28 protein-coding genes, 1 pseudogene and 2 other annotated features are annotated in these 25,946 nt (G+C 35.6%); of the genes and pseudogenes, 19 read left to right on the forward strand and 10 right to left on the reverse strand.

Going from position 1 to position 25,946, the window contains the following annotated elements:
* The first annotated feature begins 108 nt into the window (after positions 1 to 108).
* Together AC0IXC_RS09905 and AC0IXC_RS09910 are read left to right on the forward strand one after the other, a co-directional pair.
* Positions 109 to 513, forward strand: coding sequence for a DoxX family protein (locus tag AC0IXC_RS09905; RefSeq protein WP_002015248.1), 405 nt, complete (start codon positions 109 to 111; stop codon positions 511 to 513).
* A 21-nt stretch (positions 514 to 534) separates the two neighbouring features.
* A complete protein-coding gene (locus tag AC0IXC_RS09910; RefSeq protein WP_002015247.1) occupies positions 535 to 1,392 on the forward strand; it encodes a VOC family protein in 858 nt (285 codons plus the stop codon).
* Between the two features lie 16 nt (positions 1,393 to 1,408).
* Here the strand turns inward: AC0IXC_RS09910 and AC0IXC_RS09915 are convergent, their stop codons facing one another.
* The 3 genes from AC0IXC_RS09915 to AC0IXC_RS09925 form a co-directional block, all read right to left on the reverse strand.
* A complete protein-coding gene (locus AC0IXC_RS09915; RefSeq protein ID WP_002143198.1) occupies positions 1,409 to 1,723 on the reverse strand; it encodes a 4a-hydroxytetrahydrobiopterin dehydratase in 315 nt (104 codons plus the stop codon).
* On the reverse strand, positions 1,704 to 3,458 hold the full coding sequence (locus AC0IXC_RS09920) for an aromatic amino acid hydroxylase (protein ID WP_131246316.1): 1,755 nt from the start codon (positions 3,456 to 3,458) through the stop codon (positions 1,704 to 1,706). Before AC0IXC_RS09920 ends, AC0IXC_RS09915 begins: the two co-directional genes overlap by 20 nt.
* Positions 3,459 to 3,620: 162 nt before the next feature.
* Positions 3,621 to 3,848: a binding site (T-box leader), on the reverse strand.
* Positions 3,849 to 3,899: 51 nt separating this feature from the next.
* Positions 3,900 to 4,128, reverse strand: a binding site (T-box leader).
* A gap of 70 nt (positions 4,129 to 4,198) precedes the next feature.
* Positions 4,199 to 6,946 (reverse strand): S8 family serine peptidase, encoded by a 2,748-nt coding sequence (locus tag AC0IXC_RS09925; protein ID WP_471652854.1) that lies wholly within the window; start codon positions 6,944 to 6,946, stop codon positions 4,199 to 4,201.
* A gap of 229 nt (positions 6,947 to 7,175) precedes the next feature.
* Between AC0IXC_RS09925 and AC0IXC_RS09930 the strand changes: the two genes are divergently transcribed.
* On the forward strand, positions 7,176 to 8,414 hold the full coding sequence (locus tag AC0IXC_RS09930) for a TolB family protein (RefSeq protein ID WP_215590197.1): 1,239 nt from the start codon (positions 7,176 to 7,178) through the stop codon (positions 8,412 to 8,414).
* 43 nt (positions 8,415 to 8,457) lie between these two features.
* Here the strand turns inward: AC0IXC_RS09930 and AC0IXC_RS09935 are convergent, their stop codons facing one another.
* Positions 8,458 to 8,580 (reverse strand): DUF4023 domain-containing protein, encoded by a 123-nt coding sequence (locus AC0IXC_RS09935; RefSeq protein WP_000071861.1) that lies wholly within the window; start codon positions 8,578 to 8,580, stop codon positions 8,458 to 8,460.
* A gap of 72 nt (positions 8,581 to 8,652) precedes the next feature.
* Positions 8,653 to 8,991, reverse strand: a complete 339-nt coding sequence (locus AC0IXC_RS09940; protein WP_002015241.1) for a hypothetical protein — start codon at positions 8,989 to 8,991, stop codon at positions 8,653 to 8,655.
* Between the two features lie 169 nt (positions 8,992 to 9,160).
* Here AC0IXC_RS09940 and AC0IXC_RS09945 point away from each other — a divergent pair, with 169 nt between their 5' ends.
* From AC0IXC_RS09945 to AC0IXC_RS09955, 3 genes and pseudogenes are all read left to right on the forward strand, one after another.
* Positions 9,161 to 9,736: a histidine phosphatase family protein gene (locus AC0IXC_RS09945; protein WP_137076033.1), complete on the forward strand. Its 576-nt coding sequence runs from the start codon at positions 9,161 to 9,163 to the stop codon at positions 9,734 to 9,736.
* A pseudogene (locus AC0IXC_RS09950) lies at positions 9,737 to 10,129 on the forward strand (hypothetical protein); the annotation flags it as partial.
* Positions 10,130 to 10,345: 216 nt separating this feature from the next.
* The gene (locus tag AC0IXC_RS09955) at positions 10,346 to 10,846 is read left to right on the forward strand and encodes a DoxX family protein (RefSeq protein WP_044442499.1); all 501 of its coding nucleotides are present in this window, start codon (positions 10,346 to 10,348) and stop codon (positions 10,844 to 10,846) included.
* A gap of 35 nt (positions 10,847 to 10,881) precedes the next feature.
* On the opposite strand, the gene AC0IXC_RS09960 is transcribed toward AC0IXC_RS09955, so the two are convergent.
* Positions 10,882 to 11,766, reverse strand: a complete 885-nt coding sequence (locus AC0IXC_RS09960) for an alpha/beta fold hydrolase (RefSeq protein ID WP_471652855.1) — start codon at positions 11,764 to 11,766, stop codon at positions 10,882 to 10,884.
* 15 nt (positions 11,767 to 11,781) lie between these two features.
* A complete protein-coding gene (locus tag AC0IXC_RS09965; protein ID WP_471652856.1) occupies positions 11,782 to 12,621 on the reverse strand; it encodes a GNAT family N-acetyltransferase in 840 nt (279 codons plus the stop codon).
* A 269-nt stretch (positions 12,622 to 12,890) separates the two neighbouring features.
* On the opposite strand from AC0IXC_RS09965, the gene AC0IXC_RS09970 reads away from it, so the two are divergent.
* On the forward strand, positions 12,891 to 14,276 hold the full coding sequence (locus AC0IXC_RS09970) for an alkaline phosphatase (RefSeq protein ID WP_002190719.1): 1,386 nt from the start codon (positions 12,891 to 12,893) through the stop codon (positions 14,274 to 14,276).
* A gap of 54 nt (positions 14,277 to 14,330) precedes the next feature.
* Complete coding sequence (locus AC0IXC_RS09975; RefSeq protein ID WP_471652857.1) at positions 14,331 to 14,795, forward strand: hypothetical protein; 465 nt, start codon at positions 14,331 to 14,333, stop codon at positions 14,793 to 14,795.
* Positions 14,796 to 14,821: 26 nt separating this feature from the next.
* On the opposite strand, the gene AC0IXC_RS09980 is transcribed toward AC0IXC_RS09975, so the two are convergent.
* Positions 14,822 to 15,472, reverse strand: coding sequence for a GTP pyrophosphokinase (locus AC0IXC_RS09980; protein WP_471652858.1), 651 nt, complete (start codon positions 15,470 to 15,472; stop codon positions 14,822 to 14,824).
* Between the two features lie 304 nt (positions 15,473 to 15,776).
* Between AC0IXC_RS09980 and AC0IXC_RS09985 the strand changes: the two genes are divergently transcribed.
* The 3 genes from AC0IXC_RS09985 (at position 15,777) to AC0IXC_RS09995 (ending at position 19,250) form a co-directional block, all read left to right on the forward strand.
* On the forward strand, positions 15,777 to 17,273 hold the full coding sequence (locus AC0IXC_RS09985) for a YcdB/YcdC domain-containing protein (RefSeq protein WP_471652859.1): 1,497 nt from the start codon (positions 15,777 to 15,779) through the stop codon (positions 17,271 to 17,273).
* A 183-nt stretch (positions 17,274 to 17,456) separates the two neighbouring features.
* The gene (sigK, locus tag AC0IXC_RS09990; RefSeq protein WP_000051382.1) at positions 17,457 to 18,170 is read left to right on the forward strand and encodes an RNA polymerase sporulation sigma factor SigK; all 714 of its coding nucleotides are present in this window, start codon (positions 17,457 to 17,459) and stop codon (positions 18,168 to 18,170) included.
* Between the two features lie 291 nt (positions 18,171 to 18,461).
* A complete protein-coding gene (locus AC0IXC_RS09995; protein ID WP_002129166.1) occupies positions 18,462 to 19,250 on the forward strand; it encodes a phosphatidylserine decarboxylase in 789 nt (262 codons plus the stop codon).
* A gap of 152 nt (positions 19,251 to 19,402) precedes the next feature.
* Here AC0IXC_RS09995 and sda read toward each other — a convergent pair whose 3' ends face one another.
* Complete coding sequence (gene sda, locus AC0IXC_RS10000; protein ID WP_002015226.1) at positions 19,403 to 19,558, reverse strand: sporulation histidine kinase inhibitor Sda; 156 nt, start codon at positions 19,556 to 19,558, stop codon at positions 19,403 to 19,405.
* Between the two features lie 246 nt (positions 19,559 to 19,804).
* Between sda and AC0IXC_RS10005 the strand changes: the two genes are divergently transcribed.
* The 8 genes from AC0IXC_RS10005 (at position 19,805) to AC0IXC_RS10040 (ending at position 24,937) form a co-directional block, all read left to right on the forward strand.
* Positions 19,805 to 20,317: a YqeG family HAD IIIA-type phosphatase gene (locus AC0IXC_RS10005; protein WP_002015225.1), complete on the forward strand. Its 513-nt coding sequence runs from the start codon at positions 19,805 to 19,807 to the stop codon at positions 20,315 to 20,317.
* A gap of 3 nt (positions 20,318 to 20,320) precedes the next feature.
* On the forward strand, positions 20,321 to 21,427 hold the full coding sequence (gene yqeH, locus AC0IXC_RS10010; protein ID WP_002015224.1) for a ribosome biogenesis GTPase YqeH: 1,107 nt from the start codon (positions 20,321 to 20,323) through the stop codon (positions 21,425 to 21,427).
* A gap of 15 nt (positions 21,428 to 21,442) precedes the next feature.
* Positions 21,443 to 22,276, forward strand: a complete 834-nt coding sequence (aroE, locus tag AC0IXC_RS10015; RefSeq protein ID WP_002015222.1) for a shikimate dehydrogenase — start codon at positions 21,443 to 21,445, stop codon at positions 22,274 to 22,276.
* A 4-nt stretch (positions 22,277 to 22,280) separates the two neighbouring features.
* Entirely contained in the window at positions 22,281 to 22,574 is a 294-nt protein-coding gene (gene yhbY / locus AC0IXC_RS10020) for a ribosome assembly RNA-binding protein YhbY (protein WP_002015220.1), read from the forward strand.
* 135 nt (positions 22,575 to 22,709) lie between these two features.
* Positions 22,710 to 23,279, forward strand: a complete 570-nt coding sequence (locus AC0IXC_RS10025) for a nicotinate-nucleotide adenylyltransferase (protein WP_002015218.1) — start codon at positions 22,710 to 22,712, stop codon at positions 23,277 to 23,279.
* On the forward strand, positions 23,269 to 23,838 hold the full coding sequence (gene yqeK, locus AC0IXC_RS10030; protein ID WP_002143180.1) for a bis(5'-nucleosyl)-tetraphosphatase (symmetrical) YqeK: 570 nt from the start codon (positions 23,269 to 23,271) through the stop codon (positions 23,836 to 23,838). The genes AC0IXC_RS10025 and yqeK overlap by 11 nt, the downstream gene beginning before the upstream one ends.
* Positions 23,835 to 24,191, forward strand: coding sequence for a ribosome silencing factor (rsfS, locus tag AC0IXC_RS10035; RefSeq protein ID WP_000653209.1), 357 nt, complete (start codon positions 23,835 to 23,837; stop codon positions 24,189 to 24,191). The genes yqeK and rsfS overlap by 4 nt, the downstream gene beginning before the upstream one ends.
* On the forward strand, positions 24,188 to 24,937 hold the full coding sequence (locus AC0IXC_RS10040; protein WP_002088700.1) for a class I SAM-dependent DNA methyltransferase: 750 nt from the start codon (positions 24,188 to 24,190) through the stop codon (positions 24,935 to 24,937). Before rsfS ends, AC0IXC_RS10040 begins: the two co-directional genes overlap by 4 nt.
* Positions 24,938 to 25,109: 172 nt before the next feature.
* On the opposite strand, the gene comER is transcribed toward AC0IXC_RS10040, so the two are convergent.
* A complete protein-coding gene (gene comER / locus AC0IXC_RS10045) occupies positions 25,110 to 25,937 on the reverse strand; it encodes a late competence protein ComER (RefSeq protein ID WP_471652860.1) in 828 nt (275 codons plus the stop codon).
* Between the last annotated feature and the right edge of the window lie 9 nt (positions 25,938 to 25,946).

A 25,946-nucleotide genomic window follows, 5' to 3' on the forward strand; every position in this document is an offset into this window, starting at 1 on the left:
AAAATATTTTTTCTCATGAAAAATGAATTGACGAATAAAAATAATTAGTGTATGTTTTGTAATGTAAATAAAAGTTTTGTATAACAAAACTATAAAGGAGAGAAAGAAATGAATCAACATATTGGTAACTTAATTATTCGTATCGTGTTAGGGGTAACGTTCTTTATGCACGGTTTAACAAAATTCCAATCAGGAATTGACAATATTGCAGGGTGGTTTACAAGCATTGGTTTACCAGGAGGACTTGCATACGGTGTAGCAACAGTTGAATTAGTTGGAGGTCTATTGTTAATTCTAGGTTTAGGCGTAAGGTATATTGGCTTATTATTTGCACTTGTTATGGTTGGAGCGATTGTGAAAGTAAAATGGTCAGCTGGTTTGTTAGGAGACGGGAAGAATCCTGGATTTGAGTTAGAACTTGCATTATTAGCGATGGGTGCTTACTTATTTGTTGCGAAAGCTAATGGTTTTGTAGATAATTTCTTAAAAGAGAAAATGTTAAAGAAGAATTAATTAAAATGGGGGTATAACAAAATGGGCTTTCCACTTCATCCCGAAACAACACTTGGGGTTGTTCATTTATATGTATCAAATTTAAAGAAATCGCTAGAGTTTTATACAGAAGTATTGCGTATGAAGGTACTGGAAGAAAAAAGTACAATCGTTACGTTTGGTAATGAGGACAATGAGCCACTTCTCATAATAGAAGAAAAGGAAGACGCTCTTCCGAAGCAAAGAGGTCGAACTGGTTTATATCACTATGCAATTTTATTACCAAACAGACAAGACTTAGCAAATATTCTTCGTCATTTTGTTGAGAGAGTACACCCATTACATGGTGGGGCTGACCATTACTTTAGTGAAGCTCTTTATTTAGCTGATCCAGATGGAAACGGGATTGAAATTTATCATGATCGCCAAAAAGAAGTTTGGCATGATGAAAATGGAGAGCTACCATTTGTTAGTAACCCGTTAGACGGCGAAGGATTATTACAGCAAGGAAGTACATGGAATGGGTTCCCGGCTGGTACTGTGATGGGGCACATTCATTTACATGTAGCTGACTTAGAAGAAGCGAAACGTTTCTATGTTGATGGCCTTGGTTTTGATGTAACGATTCCAGCTCGTAATGGAGCGTTGTTCGTATCAGCAGGTGGTTATCATCACCATATCGGTTTAAATACATGGCAGGGTGAAGGTATACCACCACAAATGCCAAATTCCGTTGGTTTGAAATATTTCACAATTGTACTAGCAGATGAAAAACAAAAAGAGCAAGTGTGTGAAAGTTTAAAATATATTGGCGTAGTTGCTACGTATAAAGATGGAATATTACAGGCCAAGGATCCGTTTGGACATTGTATACATTTTAAAGTGAAAGGAGAAGCCTAAAAAGGCTTCTCTTTTTTCACTTTCTTATAATAGCTTTTTCATTTTGTAAAAATAGGTCATCAAATTGCTTTGCAAGGTCAAAATCTAGTTTCGTTAAACCTTTTGCATTCCATGATGACAAAGTAATAATGACTGCTTTATACTGGATAAGGATAAATGGGTGGTGATTATGTTCTTCTGATAGTTTGGCGGCTTCAGAGACAAATTCGACTCCTTTTAAGTAGTCGGAAAACATATATTTTCTTTCAATCCATTTTTCATCTTTCACTGTCCATTTATCCAGCTTTGTTAATTCCTCTTGTACTTCTTCATTAGTTAATCGTAGCATCATTTTTCACATCCTTTACCTGCAGTAACGCAAGACCATTGTTAATAAGACGTGTTACAGATTCTTCAGTTGTGAAAGTAGAAAGTTGTTGTAATAATGCTGCTGATGCTTCGTGACCTTTGTTATGTTCTAAAAGCAATTCTAAAATTTCAAGACGAAGCAACCATTCTTTCGGATAAAATTTATTTAATACTTCTTGAATAGCTATTAATTGATCAGTATGAGTATCGTGTAAAATACTATCGTTACGTATATCTCGAACTGTTTGATACATACGTTCAAGCTTATTCAGTACAAGTGGATCAGGCGTTTCTTGTACTTCTTCATTCATCGGGAAAAATGCAGCCGCATCTGCCGCTCCTGGGAATACAGAAGTGATTTGTGAGCCGACAGCCATATCAAATGCTCCCCATGAAGGATCAAATAATAAGCGATCTTTATGAGTAACTGCACAATTTATAAAGGAGATAAGAGCAATTTTTTTATCATTCTTTACAATGTCTGTTACTGTTCCTTTTACATGAATGCCACTTGCAAAAGTAAACTCTGCACTGCTTCCAATTGTAATGCCTAATGATTGTAATTGTTCTTCTGTACAATTTTCTAATGCAATATCTCCATCTAGTAATCCGATTGGTGTCCCGAATCCATCGCTGTGCACAGATGTAGAATGATTTGCTAGTTGTTTATTATGAATTGCTAATGCAGTTGGTGAGCTTGTTCGTGTGTAAATAACTTCACCAGTATCATTTTTAATTGTCTCTGTAAATGTACCCGTAATTTGTAATCCACTACTTAGCTCAGTTGTAGCATGATTTTCGGAGCGGATTGCTTTTTCTAATCCTTCTGTTCCACCTGTTTTAAATGCCATCGTTGTAGAGAACTGCTCAAGGGCCTCAGTCAATTCTTCAAATGATTCACAAACAAATAGCTGTGGTTGCATTTTTGTTACATCATAAGTTGTCCCGGTGCAAGCTTCAATTGAGAATGGGACTTTCTTTACAGCGTTTGTTAAGCACTGCTTACTTTCACCGACAGAGGAAAGGAGACCAGCACCGTAAATTTTCGGATCATTTATATTGCCGATTAAGCCGTATTCCACTGTCCACCAGAATAAACGTGAAATTTGTTCAGCTTCTGATAAACCAGAAACTAAGTTTTGTTTTTCGATTACAGCATTTTCAGCAACTGCAACTTCTTCAGGTGTAGAAGTAGGGCTTTCTTTTACGATCGTTAATGTACGAACGGCTTCAAAAGCATCATGTTCTTCTTTTGTGGAGAAAGCTTTCGCTCCAATTTGTCCAAAGCGTTTCACATATTTTGCATATGTAGAATCAAGCAAAATCGGTGCGTGGCCTGCAGCTTCATGAACGATATCAGGAGCGGGTGTATACTCGATATTTTCTACTTTACGAATATCTGTTGCGATTGGTAGTAATCCATGCCCCTGAAAATCGAAGAATGCGACGCCGGGAATAAGTCCGTCAATCGTTACGGCACCCCAGCCGCTTGGTGCTAAACAGTCATTCATTTCTTCTACTTTTGGAATTGCATCTATATTAATACCAGATGATTGTAGTCCGTTGACATAGGATGGATGAGCAACATCTTTTAAGAAGCTATGGTTTTGTCTCATAATGTAACGCCAAACAGCGTGATTCACCGGTGTGTATTGATCATAATGCTGTGTGGATACGAATGGTTTTAAATGTGATGGAATTTCTGTTTTCTTTGTCATTTAGACGTCCTCCTTTTTCTCTATAAAAATGAATACCAGTTTTGTATAGCTTGTACCACCTCCTTTCAGAATTGTAAGCGCTTATAAAATTTTATCATAACATTCGAAATTCTTTAACAACTGTTTGCGTGAGAAATAGAAAAATCCCCTATCGGAAAATCCGATAGGGGCGAAAAAATCGCGGTACCACCCTATTTGTAAGTGAAAATATACTTACATCTCAACTAATGATAACGGAAAAATTCCGTCTTTTCCTTCATGCATAAAAGCACTACGAAAAAGAAGCTCCAGAATTGTAATTCGTACTTATATATGTGCTAATTCCCACCGACCATTAGCTCTCTGAAACAGGGATACAAGATACTACTGCGATTCTTTCAACGCGTATATATGAAGTTATTTAAAAGGGAAGGACGCAAAAAAGCCCCTATCGGAAAATCCGATAGGGACGATAAAAATCGCGGTACCACCCTATTTGTAAACAATTAATTGTTTACCACTTACTTTAAGATAACGGAAAGATCCGTCTTTCTCTTCATGCATAAAAAGCATTACGGGAAAGAAGCTCCAGAATTGTAATTCACGCTTGTATATGTACTGATTCGCACCAACCATCAGTTCTCTGAGACAGGGATATAAGTCGCTACTAGTATTCCTTCAAAGCCGATATATAATTCGTTCAACTAAACTATGTTTTGTATTATAAAACTATATTTAAAAGCTTGTCAACAATAATTTTATTATTTCACTTCTAAATCGACGTTTAAATTAGATTTATTTCCAGCTGCATCGGTTGCTACAATATGAATTATATTTTTTCCTTGTTGTAATTGGTTACGATCGAAGTAAATGTCGTAACTTTTCTCCCAAGGGTTCAGGAACGCACTTTCCCACACGCCATTTCCGTTAATTTCATATTGTATTGTTACTGGATGTCCTGGAGCAACCCATCCAGATTCTGTCATCCAATCTAAAAGTATATCATCTACTTTCCCTCTAATTACGAGGTTTTCTTGATCTACTTCAGACGATAACTTCGGTGCAGTACGATCGACAAATACAGCTCCTGTTTGCTTTGTTTCTCCACCAGAGTTAGAAGCAACAGCTTCGATTTGGTATAAGCCATCAGGTAGAGGAGATCCGTCAGTTTTCGTACCATTCCATTTGAAAGATTTATAACCAGGTGTTTCATTTTTCCCTTGATGTATCATGCCTTGATATGCTACACGGTCTTTCGTAATTAAATTAGCGTGAAATGTTACATCCTCAACTGGTGTAACTAAATAGTAATTGATCAGGTTGTCATCTAGTATTTTGTCATTATTTGGACTGAAAGTAGAATTAACGATTTCAAGGCCATCAATACGCTTGTATTCTTTCGGATCGATGCTAAATGTAAATGGAATACGCATTTCTTCAGTCTTCCCTTGCTCTTTTACATATAGATTTCCTGTATATACACCTTGTGGTAAGGAGCTATCTACAGTAATAGTAAAAGGCTTTTCGATGTTACTATTAGGTTTCATACTAATAGAAGAAGAGAAAGAAGTCTGGACTTTTGTTTTTGTATCTAGTAATTCAATACGAGTTGAAAAGTTTTTCTTTTTGTTAGAAAGATTTTGTAACGTAACATTTTGTGTTAACTTCACTTTACCGCTATTAGGTTTAATAAGACCGAAACTTACATTGTTAGGTTTCACTAATGCATCTGTTTGAGCGGCTTTTGGAATGTTAATTAAACCAGAGCCTTGTGCCATAACAGGATATGTATTTTCATTGACATCCTTTAATGTTTTTGCAGTATTGGCAAGAGCTGCTTTCAATTGTTCTGTCGTCCAATCAGGGTGCATTTGACGGAGTAGGGCAACAGCTCCTGTTACTTGCGGCGCAGCCATACTTGTCCCGTTGTGAGATTCATAGCCACCTCCCGGCACTGTACTAGTAATTTTCACTCCAGGTGCAACAATATCAGGTTTTATAAGCCAACTACCTTGAGATGGTCCTCTTGAACTAAAGTTACCAATAAGTTCTGTTTGCTTTGGTTGTCCAATTTTTATATTTTTCTTTCGTTTTGTAATTAAAGTTTTTAACTCTTCGCCATTTGTATTTGATAGTTGCATAACTGGAAGAGCTACATCTTCACGTGCAAAATATTCGGGCATAAGATTAATTTCTTTTTCGTTAGAAATTAGTAGCACGCCGAGAGCGCCAGCTTGTTTCGCTTGTTCTGCTTTTACTAACGTGCTCGAAGTTCCTTGTAAAACAAGGGCGAACTTCCCTTTCACATCTTGTTTAGCGTAATCGCTTGGATTACCGTAGCCAACATATACAAGCTGAGCATCGTTCCCTACTTGGAAATCTGCTTTTGATAACGGTAATCCTTGGTAAGATTTATTGGAACCAGCTACTTGGAATGTTGGAAATGGAATAGAAACAGTAGATGCTCCAACAGAGATGACACTACTTGCGTTACCAGGAGCGTCAACAGACCAAGGTTTTGGTCCATCATTTCCATTTGAGACGACCGCAGTAACACCAAGTTTTGCTGCGCGTTCTAACGTCATTGTTACAGGTTGATCAGGTACATTCAAATCTTGACCAAGAGATAGATTTAAAACATCGGCACCATCTTGAATAGCGCGCTCAATACCTTGAATAATATCTTCGGTCGTACCAGTACCACCATCATTCATGACACGGTAAGCAAGTATAGAAGCATTCGGAGCAATCCCCTTTATTTTTCCGTTACCAGCAATAATTCCTGCAACATGGGTACCGTGAACGTTTCCATCCATCGGATCATTATCCTCATCGACTGTATCATAGCCACCGATATAATTTGCTTGTAAATCAGGATGGGTATAGTCGACACCTGAATCGATAATAGCGACTTTCATCCCTTTTCCATCAAGGGATTTGCCAGTCGGATCTTTTAAATTCCAAGCTTCAGGTGCACCAACTGTAGGGCCTCCAACGTTTGGTGTTTCTTGATCTGCTAGGCTTTTTGACGTTTCATGTAATTTATATGTTAAGTTCGGATAAATTGCTTTTACTTCAGGTGAAGAAGCTAGAGCGGCAATTTGATCCCCTGGGATAGAAATAGAAAATCCAGAAAATAACGTACTATACGTTTCTTTTATGGTTGCTTTCGGTGCTTTTTCTTTTATTTTCTTTGTTGTATCCTCTTGTGCTTTTTTTAGTTGTGCATGGTATGATTGCACATTGCTATTTTGTAGGTCCGGAGCATGTTGAATGTTACTTTGTGAAGCGAGTGGAGCATGTTGCAATTCTACAATAACTGAAATTTCTTTTGATGTTTTTGTTTCAACATTTTGCGCGATTTTGTTTTCTCCCCATTGTTCAATATTTGCTTTTAACTGTGGGCTAAATTGCTTCTCTTTTTGCAGTGATTCAGCATGGGCGCTTAATGCTCCAAAGCTCGAAAAGACGAGCGCCATACTTAATAGTGTTGATGTGGTTTTCTTCATTGAAACTCCCCCTAATAAAAAGTGCTAATTTTCCGAAAATAAATATTACATTTTTATCGTTAATTATAGGAACGGATGTTGGATAAACTATACATTCGACATAATTCATACCAAACCTCTTTGAATTGAAAATTTCTTGGGAAATTTTTTGGAATTATGTCGAATGGATAATATTTGCATATAGTAAGCGGAATATGAGGAATGCTAAAGGGGGAAATGGGGGTGCTATATGAAAAGGTTTATAGTAAGTGGAATCGTGATTTTGTTCCTTTTTTTCTGTTCAAGTTCTATTACTAGCGCAGAAAACAATGGAGTAAAAGTTGCCTTTATTCGTAATCATAATCTATGGATTAAAGTCGGTGAAAAAGAAAAACAAATTACAAAAGGAGAGTACATAACAGGGCCGAAATGGTCACACAATGGAGAATGGCTTGCATATGCAAAAGGAAAGAAGCGAAATCACTTTGAACTGTATCGGCTGAAAGATGGAAAGAAAGTTACACCATCTCAATCAGAAGCATCGAATTATCAATGGTCACCAACAGAGAATATAATTGCATTTGTATTTGCACGCACATTAAATACATTTGATGCTGAAAAAAAGAAAGCAGATTTTGAAAACGTAGCTAATGGTGTAGGTGACTATGCATGGTATCCTGATGGTAAGAAGTTTCTTGTATCATCAGAAGCGTACTTGCTTCCAACAGGATGGACAGGTGCTCAGTTATATGAAATACAAAAGGATGCAAATATGAATCCTCATAAGATGAAACATTTATATGCACTACCGAATGAGCATGATGATTTTTTAGCATTAGTTGGAAGTGGATTTAAGTGGTCGCCAGATCAAAAATGGATTTCGTTTTTGGCAGTACCAACAGCTTCTTTGTCAGCTGATAGTAATACCCTTTGCTTAATTCGATCAGACGGCAGTCGTTTTGAAACAGTAAATCAAATGTTATTAAACACACAATGGTTCAAATGGGCGCCATCAAAAAATATATTAGCCTATATTGAAGGAAGCGGGAGAGTTGCTTTAGAGAATAAGCATTTAAAAATAAAAGAATTGCCGGTTCTCCAGCAAAATACATTTACTCCAAAAGGCTATGTTGATTGGGACTTCACATGGAAGAACGAGAATGTAATTATCGTTTCAAGGGCAAAGGAAGCAGAGCTATCGGTCCCTCTAGAAAAAAGACCACTACCATCTTTATATGAAATAAATAGTACAACAGATGAACAACATCAAATTACAAAGCCATCCAATAGCAAAGGCGATTATAACCCTATTTTTAGTAAGAAAAGCAACCAATTAATGTGGCTCCGTTCAAATCGTAAGAAAGCTGATGTATGGCTTGCTCATAACGATGGAAAACATGAGAAGAAGTGGATTGAAAATATAGATGTACCAGAGTGGTATTATGAGAAATGGAATTGGGAAGATGTCGTTTCGGTTACAGACGAGTAAAAAAACCTGCCTGAAATATAATTTTCAGGCAGGTTTTTCAATGTTATTTATGTGTTTTATTTGGCTTTTTTTTTGCGGGGTTCCCGTTTCCTTGGCGCTTTCTATTTTGTTCATCTTTTGCTTGTTTTTCATGTAATGTATCTAAAAAATCATTTGAGTTACTCATTTTTATATCTCTCCTTTTTTCATTCTGTCCTAGTTACTATAACCATTTAGGAGGAAAATCATGAGATAAAAGTTAAGCGCTTAGTTTTCTTCGGTAGTATAAGTAAAATAGTCCGTACGTAATGAATAACATAAGTAAAACTTGTAACTCTACATTTTCTTTTAAAATAGTTGCGACAGAAGATGGTAAGTAAGGTGATGTATCGCTCGTTCCTAAACCTAACCATTTGTTTAAGAGGTTAATGATACAAAATATGAAAACACCAGACCAGCTTGCGATAATTGCTTTTTGTTTAATTTTTGTTTCACGCTCATCATCTGTAATCCAAGGATTAGCAGTTTTATCACTAGTAAAAAAGCCATTTATGTATCCCCATATGATCATTCCCATAAAGACGATAATCCATTTCATATTTGTAATCCTCCTCTTATTGTAAAAAGTATTTTACATATATAATTGTAATATTTTTCAAACATTGGTGTCAAACACTTTTTACATTCTGCTTTTTAAAATAGCAGGAGTAAAGAAAAAAATAGGGAAGAAATATGTGAGACTATTTCCTAGTGAGAGGAAGAGGAGAATGAAACTTATTTTTGTTCGGCATGGTGAAGGTGAACATACGAAAGATTTACCATTAAGTTTACAAGCAGTGAATCCGCCATTGACGGGCGTGGGAAAGAAGCAGGCTAAATTGCTTCAGTGCGATGTACCATTACAAGAAAAGGATATATTAATCGCTAGTCCTACACTTCGAACTTTACAAACTGCGACAATATGGAGTGCGGAAGTTGCTTGTCAAAAAATTGTTCACCCATATATATCCCCGCGTATTTTTCCTTATCGGGAATCCGCCAAAACATTACCGTGCGATCAATTGTTAGATCGAAAGATAATACAAAATTTATTTCCACATTTTTCATTAGAAGAAAGTAGAAATGAATTGTTATGGAATGAGGGAGTCAATATCATCTCGGAGATGGAATTTCAGCAAATAGTAGATGAATTTCTGCACTGGTGCTATCAGTTAAAAGCAGAAAAAATTTGTATCGTTGCACACGATGGAACAATTACAGCGTATAGGCAATATTTACATAAAGTCGCTTTAACTAGAGCTGATTTTTTGAAAGAAACGGGTATATATGAAATGGACTTATAGGAGAGGAAATTTGTAATAGAAGAGTTAGGAGAAGATGTGTACGACTTAAATGAGCCGAGAGTATACTTTAGCGTAGCGGAAATTAAGTAATATGCAAAATTGCATATTACACATATTGTAAATGGTTGGTATAAGTTTGGGGAGTTGAAACTAGTAGAATCCTTTTTACATAGTGGTGTAAAATCATATGTTGGATTGATAGATTATGTAGATGGAAATGTAGCACTTATGTTTACAATACGCCTATTTTACGGGTTTATTAACCATGACAAAACGTTAGAAGAAGTTGTTCGAGAAGCGAGATTAACCGATGAGGAGACATGTACATTTCGAGTATATAAACAATATGAAACGGATTTATTCTATATTCGAATGAATGCGTTTCACATTTAACTCACAGTTTTTTTACATTTTCTTCAATGAAAATGATTATCACCTGTGGTATGATATGTTCAAGTTTTTACAGGTAATAAAAGTTACTATATAAACGTTAGTATTTAATGTTTTTTATGTATGTCACAAATTATTCACGATTAATGTTTTAAAAGTAAGTAACTAATGTTATTATATTATCTGTAACTGACTTAATTACAACTTTAGGAGGAAGATATGATTATTCAATTTTTAAGAGAAAACAAAGCAGTCTCTTTTGTATTAGCGATAATTCGAGTGTATCTTGGTTACACATGGGTAATGGCTGGAATCGGTAAATTACAAGGGAAAGGCTTCGATGCAACTGGTTATTTACAAGGTGCAATTGAAAAATCTAAAGGAGCACAACCAGCTGTTCAATCTTGGTGGGCATCATTTTTACAAGATTTTGCAATTCCAAACGTTGATTTATTTAATACACTTGTGACGTGGGGAGAAATTTTAGTCGGAATTGGTTTAATTGTAGGCTGTTTAACAAAAACAGCGGTCTTTTTCGGTCTTGTAATGAACTTTTCCTATATGTTTAGTGGGTCAATTGGTGTAAACCCTGAAATGGTTATCTTATCCATGTTCGTTCTTGTTTCTGGTATAAATGCTGGAAAACTTGGAATTGATGGCTTAGTTATTCCAAAAGTACTAGGATCAAAAATTCAAAAACGCCAAAAGCAAGCTGCTTAATATATGAAACGGGTATCTCAAAATGAGATACCCGTTTATTTTTCAGCACTTATAGGATTTTTCTCGAAGAAATCTTTTACATACCCTACAAATTCTTGTGGCTCTTGACGAAATGGAGCATGATAACCTTTTTCAATAATATGGAAAGTGCTATTTTTTAAGAATTGATGATAAGTTTCTCCTTCTTTCCAAGAAACGCTACTATCATTTCTTCCCCATATAATTAAAGTTGGTTGCTTGATTTCAGTTGCATTGATTTGAAGACGCCTAGGCCATAATTTCATTTTATTATAATGCTCTTCATCATTACGCTTGAATTTAACTTTGCTCTCATCATAATCTGCAATAGAAGAAACGGCACTTAAATCAGTCGACAACTTTGGTTTTGGTGAACCTTGTTTATTAACGAACGTATGAGGGCCGCCTGTAGCATCAGTTAAAATAAGGTGGGTAACCGCTTCGGGGTATAAATATGTTAAATTAAGAGAAATTTCTCCGCCCATAGAATGTCCCAGTATTGCGAATGAGTCGTACCCTAATTTTTTCATTAACTTATAATACAAATTTGCATGAGTTGGGAAAGAATAATAAAAATCCATCGGTTTAGAGGAACGTCCGAATCCTAAAGCATCAACAGAAATAATCGTATGATCTTTTGCTAAATCTGAGTAAACCTTTTGAAAACCATCGGATGATCCTCCAAATCCATGGATCATAAGTAAAGGTGGTTTTTCATCACCAATCTTTTTAAAGTAAATCGTTTGACCATCTATCTCTACCATTTTTTCCTGGGTAGTTAGTTTCGCTGTAATTGTATTTTTAACTTGTTTTACTTGTTCTACTGGCTTTTCTGCTGCACTACATCCTACTAATAGTGTAAGAGTAAGACAACCTACCATAAAATAGCTAAATCGCTTCAATTAGGTGTCCCCTTTCTAACATAACGCTGCATCTATCATAGCAAATAGTATATTACGATTTCCAGGAAGTTGATTACCGTTCTTTATCATAAGAGGTGAAAGGAGCGTTTCCTGGAAATTTTCTGTTTGAAGAAATTGACGGAAAATGAATTGTGAGTGCGGAACATCAATGCGTATTGTCCCATTCCACGAGTTGCAAATTATTTCTAATAACTGAATAGCGTCTTTTTCTTTTTTTGAAATAAGCGGAGTGATACATAGTACATTTCCTTTTTGTATGCATAAAGCAAAAGCATCTATTTGATTATCCCGCTCTATTTTAAAGGAGTAAGTTGCTCTCGATAGTAGTGATAAATAAAGCTTAGAACGATCTGCACCAGTCGCAGTTTGATCAAGAAAAATGAGAGATTGAAGATCGGCTTGCTGAATTTGTTTTATGGGAAAAGAATTTGTACTTATATGAGCCGCTTGTTTTTCGAAACGATGAATTGTTGTTATTGATTGAAATCCATAAGATTCATATAAGGATTCACCAGCTTTTGTTGCAATGAGCGTAATAGGGAGCGATGGATAAGTTACTTTTAAGCTATTGTTTAACAAAATACGGCCAATTCCTTTTCTTTGAAAATCAGGATGCACGATTAACATACCGATAGAAGAAAATCCAGGGGCAAACGAAAAGACCCCGCCCGCTGCAATAAGTTTATTCTCATGTACATAGCCAAAAATTGTGCCAATGGAAAGGTACATATGGAATTGCTCTTTCATAAAACTCTCATGCTGTAACCACCCAACTGATTCGCAAAGAGAGAGTAAATCTGGAATGGAAGATGCGTCTAGTTTTACTGTTTTCATAAAGTTCACCATATTTCTATTTAAATTAGAAAAAATAAGAATAATATTAAGAAATGTAAAATAATAGGTTCGTATTAAAAGAAATCCAACATGTTTATATTTATCTTTGTAAAGGGGAGTATGCTTGATATGAAAAGACAAACTTATACAAATTATAACTTAAATTTACATAAGTTAACAAAAAATTTACATATAACTCATTTTCTCTTAACAGTCTTCTATTAAATTTGATAGTGGGAAATGAATAACCTAATTAGGGGGACAAGACAGTGAAAAAGTTTGTGAAAAAAGCATGGCCATTTGCAGTTGTGGCGTCGTTAGCAGTTACTTCGGTAGCAACATGGAATTTTACGCGTTCTAGTGAGGTTAATGCAGATGAGAACGGAAACAATGCAAAAATTAAAAATGTCATTGTATTAATTGGGGACGGTATGGGGCCTTCATATATGACAGCTCATCGTTATATGAAAGATAATCCAAAAACATTTGAGATGGAATCTACAGAATTTGATAAGCATCTTGTAGGAACACAAAAAACATATCCAGAAGATGAACATGAAAATATTACAGACTCTGCATCGGCAGCTACTGCGATGTCAGCAGGTATAAAAACATATAACGCAGCTATTGCAGTAGATAATGATAAAGCTGAAGTGAAAACAGTATTGGAGCAAGCGAAAGAAAAAGGGAAGTCAACGGGACTCGTTGCAACTTCTGAAATTACGCATGCAACACCAGCTGCATTCGGTGCACATGATATTAGTCGTAAAAATATGGACGCAATTGCAAATGATTACTTTGATGAGAAAATTAAAGGTAAGCATAAAATAGATGTTATGCTTGGCGGGGGCGTAAAGAACTTTGTTAGAAAAGACCGCAATCTTACAGAAGAATTTAAGAAGTCTGGTTATAGTTATGTAACAGATCGTAATCAATTATTAAATGATAAAAGCGATCAAGTTCTTGGCTTATTTGCACCAGGTGGTTTAGACAAAATGATTGACCGTACTGACAAAACACCTTCATTAGAAGAGATGACAAATGCAGCGATTGAGCGCTTGAACAAAAATAAAGACGGTTTCTTCTTAATGGTCGAAGGTAGTCAAATTGATTGGGCTGGACATGATAATGATATTGTCGGTGCAATGAGTGAAATGGAAGACTTCGAAAAAGCGTTTAAAGCAGCAATTGAGTTTGCGAAAAAAGATAAGAACACATTAGTTGTTGCAACTGCAGATCATTCTACTGGCGGATTATCTTTAGGTGCGAATGGTGAGTATAATTTTAAAGTAGATCCGATTAAAGCTGCGAAACGTACGCCAGACTTTATGGCAAGTGAGATTGTAAAAGGTGCAAATGTAGAAGAAACATTGAAAAAGTATATTGATCTACAATTAACACCAGAAGAAATTAAAGCTGTAAATGATATAGCTCCATCAAAAGATGTAACAAAGATTGATAATGCAATTGAAGATATCTTCAATAAGCGTTCGGTTACAGGTTGGACAACGGGTGGACATACAGGTGAAGATGTGAACGTATATGCATTCGGACCAGGTAAATACTTATTCTCTGGCGTTCAAGAGAATACAAATATAGCTAAACGTGTCTTTGACATCGTTGGCGGCGGCGATCCGAATAAAGGAAGACGCTAATTATAAATGAAAGTGAGGCGAAATGCCTCACTTTTCTTTTTAGGAGATGGAAAGATGAGCGTTTTTTTAGGGAAATTAAGATTCCTTGTAGTATTCGTATTATTGCTAGTTGGTTGTCAATCTCAAGAGAATAATATAGAACAAAAATCTGCTGGGAAAACTGAGGAAAAGGTACATATAACGAAAGAAGAAGAGAAATCCATTCAAGATGTTATTGAGGCATTTGTACGGACGACGAATGAAAAAAATCTTGCTGAGCATATGGAGTTATTTTCAAAGAAGATGCCTAGTGCTGAAGACTTAAAAACACAAAAGGAAGCGGCATTTCAAAAGGGAAATAAGAAAATAGAATTGGAACATATGAATATGAAAGCTCTTAAAGGTGGGCTTGTTATTGTTGAAACGGAGGAAAAAGAAGTAGATGGAGGGGTTACTCTCCAAAAGAAAATGCAGTATGCACTTGGAAAAGAAGACGAAGGGTGGAAGATTGAAGAGGTTCGTACGATAGAGAAGAAATAAAAAGGTTCTCATAGGAGAGAACCTTTTTATAGTGGTAATAAAATTTGATTTGAACATGCTTCAATGTCATCAATATCTTGACGGATTGTTGCCATCTTATTATCGAGGTCTTCAGCTTTCATAGCAGCGTCATGTAGTTCATCTTTCAAATAGTCAGGTATATTTCCTTCATATTTGTAGTAAAGTTTATGTTCTAAACTTGCCCAAAAGTCCATGGCAAGTGTACGTAATTGAATTTCTGCAAAGACATCTTTCGTACCAGAATTTAGTGACAATGGATATTTAATAATCATATGCAAACTTTTATAGCCATTTCCTTTTGGATTAGCAATATAATCTTTTACTTCTACAATTGCCATGTCTCCACGATTTTCAATAACTTCTTTTAAATGATAAATATCTTCTACAAAGCAACATGTAATACGGATGCCAATAATATCTTGTAATTGTGTTTGAGCATTTTCAACTGTTGGTGATAAGTTTTTACGCTCAAGCTTCCTAATGATACTTTCGGGTTGTTTAAGTCTTGTTTTTATATGTTCAAACGGGTTGTAGTCTTCTAAAAATTGAGCTTCCCGGTTCATAATTTCAAATTTAGTTTTTAACTCTTCTAAAGCGAATGTATAAGGTAATACAAAAGCTTTCCAGTAGTTAACTGTTGATTGGTTATATTCCATTTCTATACACACCTTTTCTTATTTACAAGTGAAGTTGTTATTATACTAAACACCAAATCATGTAGGCGCAAGCAGCAAATGATGAGATCATAAAGCGATATTTAGTTTTCATCTTTTCAACCCCTTTCAAATGAAATTATATATGAATAAACGTCATTGTTAGTAATTTCACTATGTACAATTCTTATAGTAATAGATTCATGTGAAATTCGTATGAACTAATTGTTTCAGTTTTTTGTCTTTTTGTTAATGACTTTTGGTTTTGTTTGTTATAATTACCTTAAATTGTAATAAAGGAGAGGGTATGATGAATCCAAAAGATAAAAAAAGAAAAGAGCAAGTGGCCCACATTATTGAAATTCCAGATGAATATAGGCTTGTTGTAGATGATCAAGAAGGAGTGGATGATCCGTATCATCTATTATGGTGGGGGCATAAAGAGGATGAGGAGAAAAAGATACAAATTACATTAAATAGGCATACTGGTAATTTATTCGAATTCAGGATAGATGATGAAAATTATTTTTCGAGTGATAAAGAAGTGATAGAGGAGAATAAGGCAAGAGAGATTGCAAATGTATTTATAAAAAAATATGTGGAAGAAGAATTAGAATTTTATACATATGTGTCAGTTAAGGATGACTGGCGTGGTTGGAAAGAAATAAATTATATGCAGGAAGTGAATGGATATCCATTGCCGAATACAAGATGTGTTGTGCGAATTCATCCTTCAGGTAATGTTGTGCATTTTCATTACAATGGACAAAAAGCTATAGGGAAAAAACCGTTATGGCCAATTGAAATTGTTGAGGAGAACGTCGTTTTAGAAACTTTGAGAGCTAGACAAGATATGAGACTTGTATTTGTGGATTTAACACATTCTTCATGTAAATATGAAAATGGTGAGGAAGTAAAAGGCTATCATCTTGTATATGAACCAGAACCTAGTCATGCGTTTATTGATGCAAGTACAGGTAAAGATTTATTTGACCCAGATCATTATAAATTGCCTCCAACTGTAGCTGTTGAAAAACCGAAAAAAGGTAGTCAACAAGATGATATATTCGATTTATTTGACTGGGATAAAGAAAGTTTTACAAAAGTGGCTGAGACAGAAAATGAAGATGGAATAAGGATGAAATTTGTTTCGAAAGAGGAATTACAAAAACAGAAAGAAGAAAAGAATCCATATTTAATGAATGAATTTTTAAAAAAGCATTTACCGATGTTAAAATATAATAATTTAGTTGGCATTACGATTGATAAATCAACCAAGGAATTAATTGGTTTTATAAAACTGGCAGACGATAAAGAAGTAAAACAAATACTGTCTAGAGAGGAATGTTTACAAAAAGCACTTCAATTTTTAGAACATGTTATTCCAGATGTTACACAATATCTTCGCCTTTGGGATGAACGTGACGAAGATGAAGGGATTGAAAGATTTGTCTTTTCAGTATATGTGAATGAAATTCCGGTAGAGTATAGGGAATTCATGGTCAACATTAATACAGAAAATGGTGCTGTGATGCATTACTCGGGAAAACCTAGCAATATAATAGAAGAGTTACTTGCACATGAAACAGCACCAAAAGTAACAAAAGAAAAAGCGTTAGAAATATATAAAGAGGTCATTCGAGTAAATTTAGAATGGTGTATAGATCATGATGCAGAGGAAATGAAATATAAACTGCTGTATAAACAAACGAGGAGTGAAAATCATAAAGAATCCGTCGATTGTAGTCGGAAAATTCGTTACATAGATGCGCATACTGGAGAGAAAATTTGGAGTGAATATTAGTAAAAGCCAATCGATACGTTTCGATTGGCTTTTACTATGTTTATAGAAAAATTTAATGATTAGCGTTGAGTGGTTTAAGAATGCCATTAAGTTAAGAGTTCCATATTTACATCGTACAGACACAAACAACCTCATGCCCACATACACATAGTAAAGACCACTATTTTGGCGGAGGTGAAAGGTTTGAGTCTATTCGCCGCAATTGGATATATGGTTCGAGAAGTGTTTGTATTTGTTTCTTATGTGAAGAACAATGCGTTCCCGCAGCCGTTATCATCAGATGATGAGAGAAAGTACTTAGAGTTAATGGAGCAAGGTGATGCTCAAGCGAGAAATCTTTTAATTGAACATAATTTACGGCTTGTAGCTCATATTGTTAAGAAATTCGAAAACACTGGTGAAGATGCAGAAGATTTAATTTCAATTGGTACCATTGGGCTTATTAAAGCGATTGAAAGCTATTCAGCAGGGAAAGGAACTAAGCTTGCAACATATGCAGCGCGCTGTATCGAAAATGAAATTTTGATGCATTTACGTGTGCTGAAGAAAACGAAAAAAGACGTTTCACTTCATGATCCGATTGGGCAAGATAAAGAGGGTAATGAAATATCGCTTATTGATATATTAAAATCAGAATCTGAAGATGTAATTGATATGATTCAGCTTAGTATGGAGTTAGAAAAAATTAAAGAGTATATCGATATTTTGGACGAACGAGAGAAAGAAGTAATTGTGAAGCGTTTTGGACTTGGGCTTGATAAAGAGAAAACACAGAGGGAGATTGCGAAGGCACTCGGTATTTCAAGAAGCTACGTATCGCGAATTGAAAAGCGTGCTTTAATGAAAATGTTCCATGAATTTGTGCGGGCTGAGAAAGAGAAAAAAGCAAAAGAATAATGTGTATTGTAAGCAGCTACACTTTAAAAGTGGCTGCTTTTCTTTCGGGAAAACGGAAAGAAAACGAGCTGTTCTAAGAAGAAATACATGTTCACTGTTGAAAATGGTGGGTTCTATCTGTAATATTAGAAGGTGCTAAACAATTTAAGAATAAAAATTATACTTAGTTTTTCTTCGTGTATAACGAGACGGCTCCATTCTATATGTGGGAATAAGAACCAATTTTACATATGATATAGAGAGAAAAGAAGGGGAAACTAAAGTTATAGGCTGATTAGGAGGTTTCGTAATTTGCGACGGACATTATATCGACTTATGATCGAACTTACAAATGGTCGTTTTACTTCTTATATATTACGTAAATTTGCACAATCTCGTTTGAGCTCTATCATTATTCCATCGTATGTGAAAGTTTTTCAAATTAATCAAGATGAGATGGAAAAGGGTTTGAAGGAATATGGAACATTGCATGATTTATTTACACGTAGGCTAAAAGAAGGAAAGCGTAGTATTGATACTGATGCGTCGAGTATCGTTAGTCCTGTTGATGGTGTTTTTGCTGATCAAGGTCCTATTGAGGATACAAAAACATTCGATATAAAAGGAAAGCGTTATTCAATTGTGGATATGCTAGGTAATGAAGAGCGTGCAAAGCGATATGCAGGCGGTACATATATGGTGATTTATTTGAGTCCAAGTCATTATCATCGTATTCATAGCCCGCTTTCTGGCTCTGTGACTGAAAGATTTGTACTTGGTAGAAAATCATATCCGGTAAATGCAGCGGGTATGGAGTATGGGAAAGAACCATTGTCAAAAAATTATCGCTCTGTTACAGAAGTAAATAGTGACGGCGAACATATGGCACTTGTAAAAGTAGGTGCTATGTTTGTTAATAGTATCGAGCTCCTTCATGAAAGAAGTACTGTTCAAAAAGGTGAAGAGATGGCATACTTTACATTTGGCTCAACAGTTGTTTTATTATTTGAAAAAGATATGATTAAAGCAGTGCAGGAATTGACAAGTGGGCAAGAGCTGCGTCTTGGTGAAAAAATTGCAACCCGAGTATCTCATAAGTAAAGAAAAGGTTTTATAATATACTTATGAAGCTCTAATTAAGAAATGTGGACAAAGATGATTAATGAAGAAATCCCCTAGATGGGAGTACTTGTTTATTCGAGAGCCATCGCAGGATGGCTCTTTTTACAGGTCAATCAGCAATCTATATGTACTCAAGAAGATTTGACGAGCTTGTCCTCTAACGAGCGTCTAATAATTTCTTGTTTTATAAGTAAAATGAAGTCGGGATTTAATTTTAGTTCTTTTGCTTTATAATAAGACTCAGTGAGTAAATCAGTAGATAACTGTTCCATGTGTTTTGTTTTCAAGGTGAGTCACCTCCTAATAATATAAGGATTGATTCGTTGTTGCATTTAATGTACCAAAAAAATATGACAGTCACAAACAAGAGGTTATCCACATAACTCAGTGGATAAAATGTGAATAGATTGTTAGTAAATTTCAAATTGACTGAAAAATTAACGTGGAAAGTGTGTACAAGTTTATCCACAGGTTATCTATCGAAAAATGTTGTCGAAAAATTTTATGGAAAATCCTCAAAGAGGTGAAAGAAATTGAAGTTATTTTTACCAAATGAATATGTGAAAAATATATATCACATTCAACCAGAAGATTTGAAAAAACGTGGAATTAAAGGAGTTATTACTGATTTAGATAACACTTTAATTGAATGGGATCGTCCAAACGCAACGCCACAGCTTGAAGAGTGGTTTTTGAAAATGAAAGAAAATGATATTCAAGTAACGGTCGTTTCAAATAACAACGAGCAACGCGTTAAAGACTTCGCTGACCCATTAGGTATTCCGTTTATTCATAGTGCGCGCAAACCGTTTGTTCGCGCATTTAAGCGTGCGATACATGAGATGCACCTGCAGCCAGATGAAGTTGTAGTAATTGGAGATCAGTTACTAACGGATGTGCTCGGCGGGAATCGTGTGGGACTTCATACAATTTTAGTTGTACCGGTAGCGCAAACGGACGGATTGGTGACACGATTTAATCGAAAAATTGAACGAAGAATTATGAGAAACATGAAGAAAAAAGGCTTAATTAACTGGGAGGAATAAAGTTTGACTGAAACAATTAAATGTATTGGTTGCGGTGTAGAAATTCAAACAGAAAATAAAAATGAAGTAGGATACGCTCCTGTATCATCTTTAGAAAAAGAACAAGTAATTTGCCAACGTTGTTTTCGTTTGAAACATTATAACGAAATTCAAGATGTATCTTTAACAGATGATGATTTCCTTCGTATTTTGAACGGAATTGGACAATCAGACGCACTAGTGGTTAAAATCGTAGATATTTTCGATTTCAATGGTAGCTGGTTACCGGGCTTACATCGTTTTGTAGGGAACAATAAAGTATTACTTGTAGGGAATAAGGCTGACTTAATTCCAAAGTCAGTTAAGCATGATAAAGTAAAACATTGGATGCGCTATAGTGCAAAGCAACTTGGTTTAAAACCAGAAGATGTCTTTTTAATTAGTGCAGCTAAAGGACAAGGAATCGCTGAACTTGCTGATGCAATTGAGCATTACCGCGAAGGTAAAGATGTTTATGTTGTTGGATGTACGAATGTTGGTAAATCAACATTTATTAATCGTATGATTAAAGAGTTTAGTGATGAGACTGAGAATGTAATTACAACATCACATTTCCCAGGAACAACGCTTGATTTAATTGATATCCCATTAGACGAAACGTCATCTTTATACGATACACCAGGTATTATTAATCATCATCAAATGGCGCATTATGTTGGGAAACAAAGCTTAAAGCTTATTACACCGACTACAGAAGTTAAGCCAATGGTATTCCAATTAAATGAAGAACAAACATTATTCTTTGGTGGATTAGCACGATTTGATTATGTAAGTGGGGGCCGTCGTGCATTCACTTGTCATTTCTCAAACCGTTTAACAATCCATCGTACAAAGCTTGAAAAGGCTGATGAATTGTACGAAAAACACGCTGGAGAATTATTGAATCCACCGACACCAGAAGAATTAGAAAATATGCCTAAGTTTGTGAAATATGAATTTAATATTCGTGAGCCGAAAACGGATGTTGTATTCTCTGGATTGGGCTGGGTTACTGTAAATGAATCAGGAGCGAAAATTGTTGCTCATGTACCAAAAGGAGTAAGTGTTTCATTACGTAAATCTTTAATTTAATATGGAGAGGGATTTATGAAACAATTATATGGTGTAATCGGAAATCCAATTGGACATTCATTATCACCCGTTATGCATAACGATGCATTTGAACACTTGAATATGGATGCCCATTATCATGCGTTTCTTGTAGAAGAAGAAGCGCTAGGGGAAGCAGTAAAAGGTTTGAAAGCATTAGGTATTTCAGGATTTAATGTAACGACTCCGCACAAAGTTGCAATTATGGAGTACTTGGATGAGATTGCCCCGTTAGCAAGGCAAATCGGTGCGGTAAATACAGTAGTTCATCGAGATGGAAAATTGATTGGGTATAATACAGATGGAATTGGTTTTGTTCGTGCCCTGCAGTCAATTAGTGAAGATCCACTTCAAGAGAAACGTATTTTATTAATCGGTGCAGGTGGTGCTAGCCGAGCTATTTACTTCTCGCTTGCCGATGTAGGTGTGAAAGAAATTGATATTGCTAATCGTACGAGAGATAAGGCGAAAAACCTTATCTCTGGGTGCATGGCAAATGTTAATTCGCATGCTCTATCGTTAGAATGTGCAGCAGAAAATCAAGGGGAATATGATATTATCATCCAAACAACAACGATAGGTATGCATCCACATGTTGAGTATACGCCGCTGGAAATTCGTTCATTGAAACAAGGAACGATTGTTTCTGATATTATTTATAATCCATTTGAGACGAAAATTTTAGGCGATGCGAAAGAACAAGGTGCAATAATTCAAAATGGAATCGATATGTTCGTTTATCAAGGTGCACTTGCGTTTGAAATGTGGACAGGGTGTGTGCCGAATATTGATAGAATGAAACAATTAGTAATGAGAGAGCTTGGAGGCTAATTATATGTTAACAGGAAAACAAAAAAGATTTTTACGTGCAAAGGCACATCATTTAACACCGATTTTTCAAGTTGGAAAAGGTGGCGTGAATGAAAATATGGTGAAACAAATTGGAGAAGCATTAGAAGTTCGTGAACTATTTAAAGTGAGCGTATTACAAAACTGTGAATTTGATCGTAGTGAAGTTGCAGAAGAGCTTGCACAAGGTGCACGAGCTGAAATCGTTCAAGTAATCGGAAGCACAATTGTTTTATACAAAGAATCAAGAGAAAATAAGCAGATTAAGCTTCCTCGATAAAAGATATACGTGAGTTATTTCGTAATGGACGCTTGATATGTAGAAAGCGAAACCAATTGAACTTTTATTAACAGTGGGCTCTCTTCGAATTTGTATGGGGAGAGTTGCTGTATGTAAAAGGAAGGAGCGTTTCTTTTGAGAAAAATTGGCATTATTGGTGGCACGTTTGATCCACCTCATAATGGGCATTTGTTAATTGCAAATGAAGTGTATCATGCTTTAGGGTTGGAAGAGGTATGGTTTTTGCCGAATCAAGTTCCACCGCACAAGCAAGGACGTAACATTACGAGTGTGAAAAGTCGATTAAACATGCTGCAAATAGCGATTGAGGAAGAAGCATACTTTTCAATTTGTTTAGAAGAGCTAGACAGAGAAGGCCCATCTTATACGTACGATACTATGGTACAATTAACGGAGAAGTATCCGGATGTGCAGTTTCACTTTATTATTGGCGGAGACATGGTTGAGTATTTGCCGAAGTGGTATAACATTGAAAAGTTACTTAAGCTTGTGACTTTCGTTGGAGTTGCAAGACCAGGTTATACATTACATACGCCTTATGATATCGTAAAAGTGGAAATTCCGGAGTTTGCAGTTTCTTCTTCTCTGTTACGTGAGAGATATATGACGAAGAAAACGTGCAAATATTTACTCCCCGAAAAAGTACAGGTATATATCGAGAGGAATGGGTTGTATGAATCGTGAGGAAGCACTTAGTATTGTCAAACAACAAATGCATGAAAAACGTTATATACACACGGTTGGTGTAATGGAAACAGCGATTGAACTTGCTAGGTTATATGGTGTAGATGAGAAAAAGGCAGAGACGGCTGCTATATTTCACGATTATGCAAAATGTAGAGCGATTCCAGAAATGGAAGAGATTATTAAGAGAGAAGCTTTGCCAAAGGATCTACTGCACTATAACAAAGAGTTATGGCATGCACCTGTTGGGGCATACTTAGTAGAAAAAGAAGTAGGCATTACTGATCCTGAAATTCTACAAGCTATTACATATCATACAAGTGGTCATGAAAAAATGACAATGTTAGATAAAGTTATTTATGTAGCAGATTACATTGAACCAGGACGTAAGTTTCCTGGTGTGGAAGAAGCGAGGAAACTCGCATATAAAGATATAAATCAAGCTTTACTGTTTGCTTTAAAGCGAACAATTCAATTTTTAATGGAAAAAGATCAAACGATTTATCCATTAACATTCCAAACATACAATGAAGTTATCAAGGAGGAAATTAATAAATGAAAGATAAAGAGTTATTAGTATTAGCGGCAAAAGCAGCTGATGATAAGAGAGCAGAAGATATGGTTGTACTAAATATGCAAGGTATTTCACCGATTGCAGACTATTTTATTATTTGTCACGGAAATTCAGACAAGCAAGTACAAGCAATTGCACGTGAAATTAAAGCGAAGGCACATGAGTTCGAAATTAACGTACAACGTATGGAAGGCTTTGATGAAGCACGTTGGGTTTTAGTAGACCTTGGTGATGTGGTTGCTCATGTATTCCATAAAGATGAGCGTAATCACTATAATTTAGAGCGTCTATGGGGCGATGTGCCGCGTGAAGATATTGCAGATGAGCTAGATCAATGAAATACGAACAATTTGCTTTGCTGTATGACGAACTGATGAATGATGTCCCTTATGATAAATGGGTGGAATTCACAGAGGAAAGTTTACAACAGGCATCTATGAAAGAGGCAAGAATCCTTGACGTAGCATGTGGAACTGGTAACGTAACACTTCCGCTTGTGCGAAAAGGTTATGACTTAATTGGTGTAGATCTTTCGGAAGAAATGTTAACTGTCGCGCAGCAAAAATTGGGGGGAGAAGGATATTTTATTCCTTTTTACCAACAAGACATGAGAGAGCTCGATGTTCCTGGTGAATTTGATTGTGTGACAATCTTTTGTGACTCATTAAATTACGTATTGCAAGAAGATGGAGTGCAAGAAACATTTAGAAGAGTTTTCCACCATTTACGTCAGGATGGCTTGTTTTTATTCGATGTACACTCTTTATATAAAATACATCACGTATTTCAAAATGAAACATATACAGTGAACGGCGAAGAAATATCACTTATTTGGAACTGCTTCCCTGGAGAAGAATCAGATAGTGTGGAACATGATTTGACATTCTTTGTACAAGATTCAGAAGAAGATGTGTATCATCGTTTTGACGAATGTCACGTGCAACGTGCGTATTCGGTTGAAGTGTTAACAAAATGGCTTGAAGAAGCTGGGTTTACAGTGCTTCGCGTCACAGGTGACTTTGAACGAATTGAAGTGACAGAACAAACAGAGCGCATCTTTTTTATGGCGAAGAAGAATGGATAAAAGAAAAGCAACCGATAAGGTTGCTTTTGTTTTATAGAAAAGATGTAGTTTTAGTTCTAGAAAAATAAAAAGATGATATGTGTAAAGTGTAAAAATGCTAGTTTTAGTGAAAATGTAGCATGAAAAAGATAAGTATTAATAAAAAGGGTTTGGGATTACGATGGCGTATTTATTATGTGTGTTTATTGAATTGCTGCTCAACGCATTTTAAATCTTCATCAAATTTCTCATGTGTCCGTTCGATTAATTTATGAAACATATCCCCAACGTGCTCTTCTAAAATACGAATACCTTCTCCTGTAACACCGCCTTTAACGCATACCTTTTCTTGTAAAGTAGGTAATGTGAAAATTTCTTTTTCGAGTAATTTCCCCATTCCAATGACCATTTCACTTACTAAAGTAGTGGCTTCTTCATGTGTAATATTTGTTTTATCTACAGCAGCGTTAATGAAACATTGTAATAAATAACTAAAAAAAGCAGGGCCGCAGCTTGCTATATCAGATGAAACGCGCGTTATATCTTCTTCTATAACAAGGGGAGTAGAAATGTTTTTGAATAGACGAAGTAGTTTTTGTTGCCATTCTAGAGAGCAGTTATTTCCAAATGTAAATAGTGATGCGCCGGATAAGGCGCGGTTTGTGATGCTTGGAATGATACGAGCGACGTGGCAAGGTATAAGTGTTTTTAATTGTGATGGAGATATGGGGCTTGTGATAGAAACTAAGCAATCTTCGTCTGAAAAATGGTCAGCGTATTTTTGTAGAATAGGGTATATGTCTATCGGTTTTACGCAAATGAAAATAAGCTGGGATTGTTCGATTACCTCTTGGATTGTTTTGGCTATATGAACAGAAGGGTATTTTTCTTTTATATGATATGCTTTGGCAGGCGTCCGATTAATAATAGTAAGGCACGAAGGTTTGACAGCACGGGTTTCTAAAAATGCATCGATTAGTATATTCCCCATGTTCCCTGTCCCTATAATTCCTATGTTCAATGTTTCATC

The sequence above is a fragment of the Bacillus sp. AC266 genome, from assembly GCF_979253805.1.

Bases quoted from the DNA above. Each gene is read 5' to 3' on its own strand.
- AC0IXC_RS09925 (WP_471652854.1), bottom strand. From the start codon at position 6,946: ATGAAGAAAACCACATCAACACTATTAAGTATGGCGCTCGTCTTTTCG.
- AC0IXC_RS09935 (WP_000071861.1), bottom strand. From the start codon at position 8,580: ATGAGTAACTCAAATGATTTTTTAGATACATTACATGAAAAACAAGCA.
- yqeK (WP_002143180.1), top strand. From the start codon at position 23,269: ATGAATCGTGAGGAAGCACTTAGTATTGTCAAACAACAAATGCATGAA.
- aroE (WP_002015222.1), top strand. From the start codon at position 21,443: ATGAAACAATTATATGGTGTAATCGGAAATCCAATTGGACATTCATTA.
- AC0IXC_RS09940 (WP_002015241.1), bottom strand. From the start codon at position 8,991: ATGAAATGGATTATCGTCTTTATGGGAATGATCATATGGGGATACATA.
- AC0IXC_RS09975 (WP_471652857.1), top strand. From the start codon at position 14,331: ATGAGCGTTTTTTTAGGGAAATTAAGATTCCTTGTAGTATTCGTATTA.
- AC0IXC_RS09945 (WP_137076033.1), top strand. From the start codon at position 9,161: ATGAAACTTATTTTTGTTCGGCATGGTGAAGGTGAACATACGAAAGAT.
- AC0IXC_RS09905 (WP_002015248.1), top strand. From the start codon at position 109: ATGAATCAACATATTGGTAACTTAATTATTCGTATCGTGTTAGGGGTA.
- yhbY (WP_002015220.1), top strand. From the start codon at position 22,281: ATGTTAACAGGAAAACAAAAAAGATTTTTACGTGCAAAGGCACATCAT.
- AC0IXC_RS09920 (WP_131246316.1), bottom strand. From the start codon at position 3,458: ATGACAAAGAAAACAGAAATTCCATCACATTTAAAACCATTCGTATCC.
- AC0IXC_RS09965 (WP_471652856.1), bottom strand. From the start codon at position 12,621: ATGAAAACAGTAAAACTAGACGCATCTTCCATTCCAGATTTACTCTCT.
- AC0IXC_RS09985 (WP_471652859.1), top strand. From the start codon at position 15,777: ATGATGAATCCAAAAGATAAAAAAAGAAAAGAGCAAGTGGCCCACATT.
- AC0IXC_RS09955 (WP_044442499.1), top strand. From the start codon at position 10,346: ATGATTATTCAATTTTTAAGAGAAAACAAAGCAGTCTCTTTTGTATTA.
- AC0IXC_RS09915 (WP_002143198.1), bottom strand. From the start codon at position 1,723: ATGATGCTACGATTAACTAATGAAGAAGTACAAGAGGAATTAACAAAG.
- AC0IXC_RS09980 (WP_471652858.1), bottom strand. From the start codon at position 15,472: ATGGAATATAACCAATCAACAGTTAACTACTGGAAAGCTTTTGTATTA.
- AC0IXC_RS09930 (WP_215590197.1), top strand. From the start codon at position 7,176: ATGAAAAGGTTTATAGTAAGTGGAATCGTGATTTTGTTCCTTTTTTTC.
- AC0IXC_RS09910 (WP_002015247.1), top strand. From the start codon at position 535: ATGGGCTTTCCACTTCATCCCGAAACAACACTTGGGGTTGTTCATTTA.
- AC0IXC_RS10040 (WP_002088700.1), top strand. From the start codon at position 24,188: ATGAAATACGAACAATTTGCTTTGCTGTATGACGAACTGATGAATGAT.
- rsfS (WP_000653209.1), top strand. From the start codon at position 23,835: ATGAAAGATAAAGAGTTATTAGTATTAGCGGCAAAAGCAGCTGATGAT.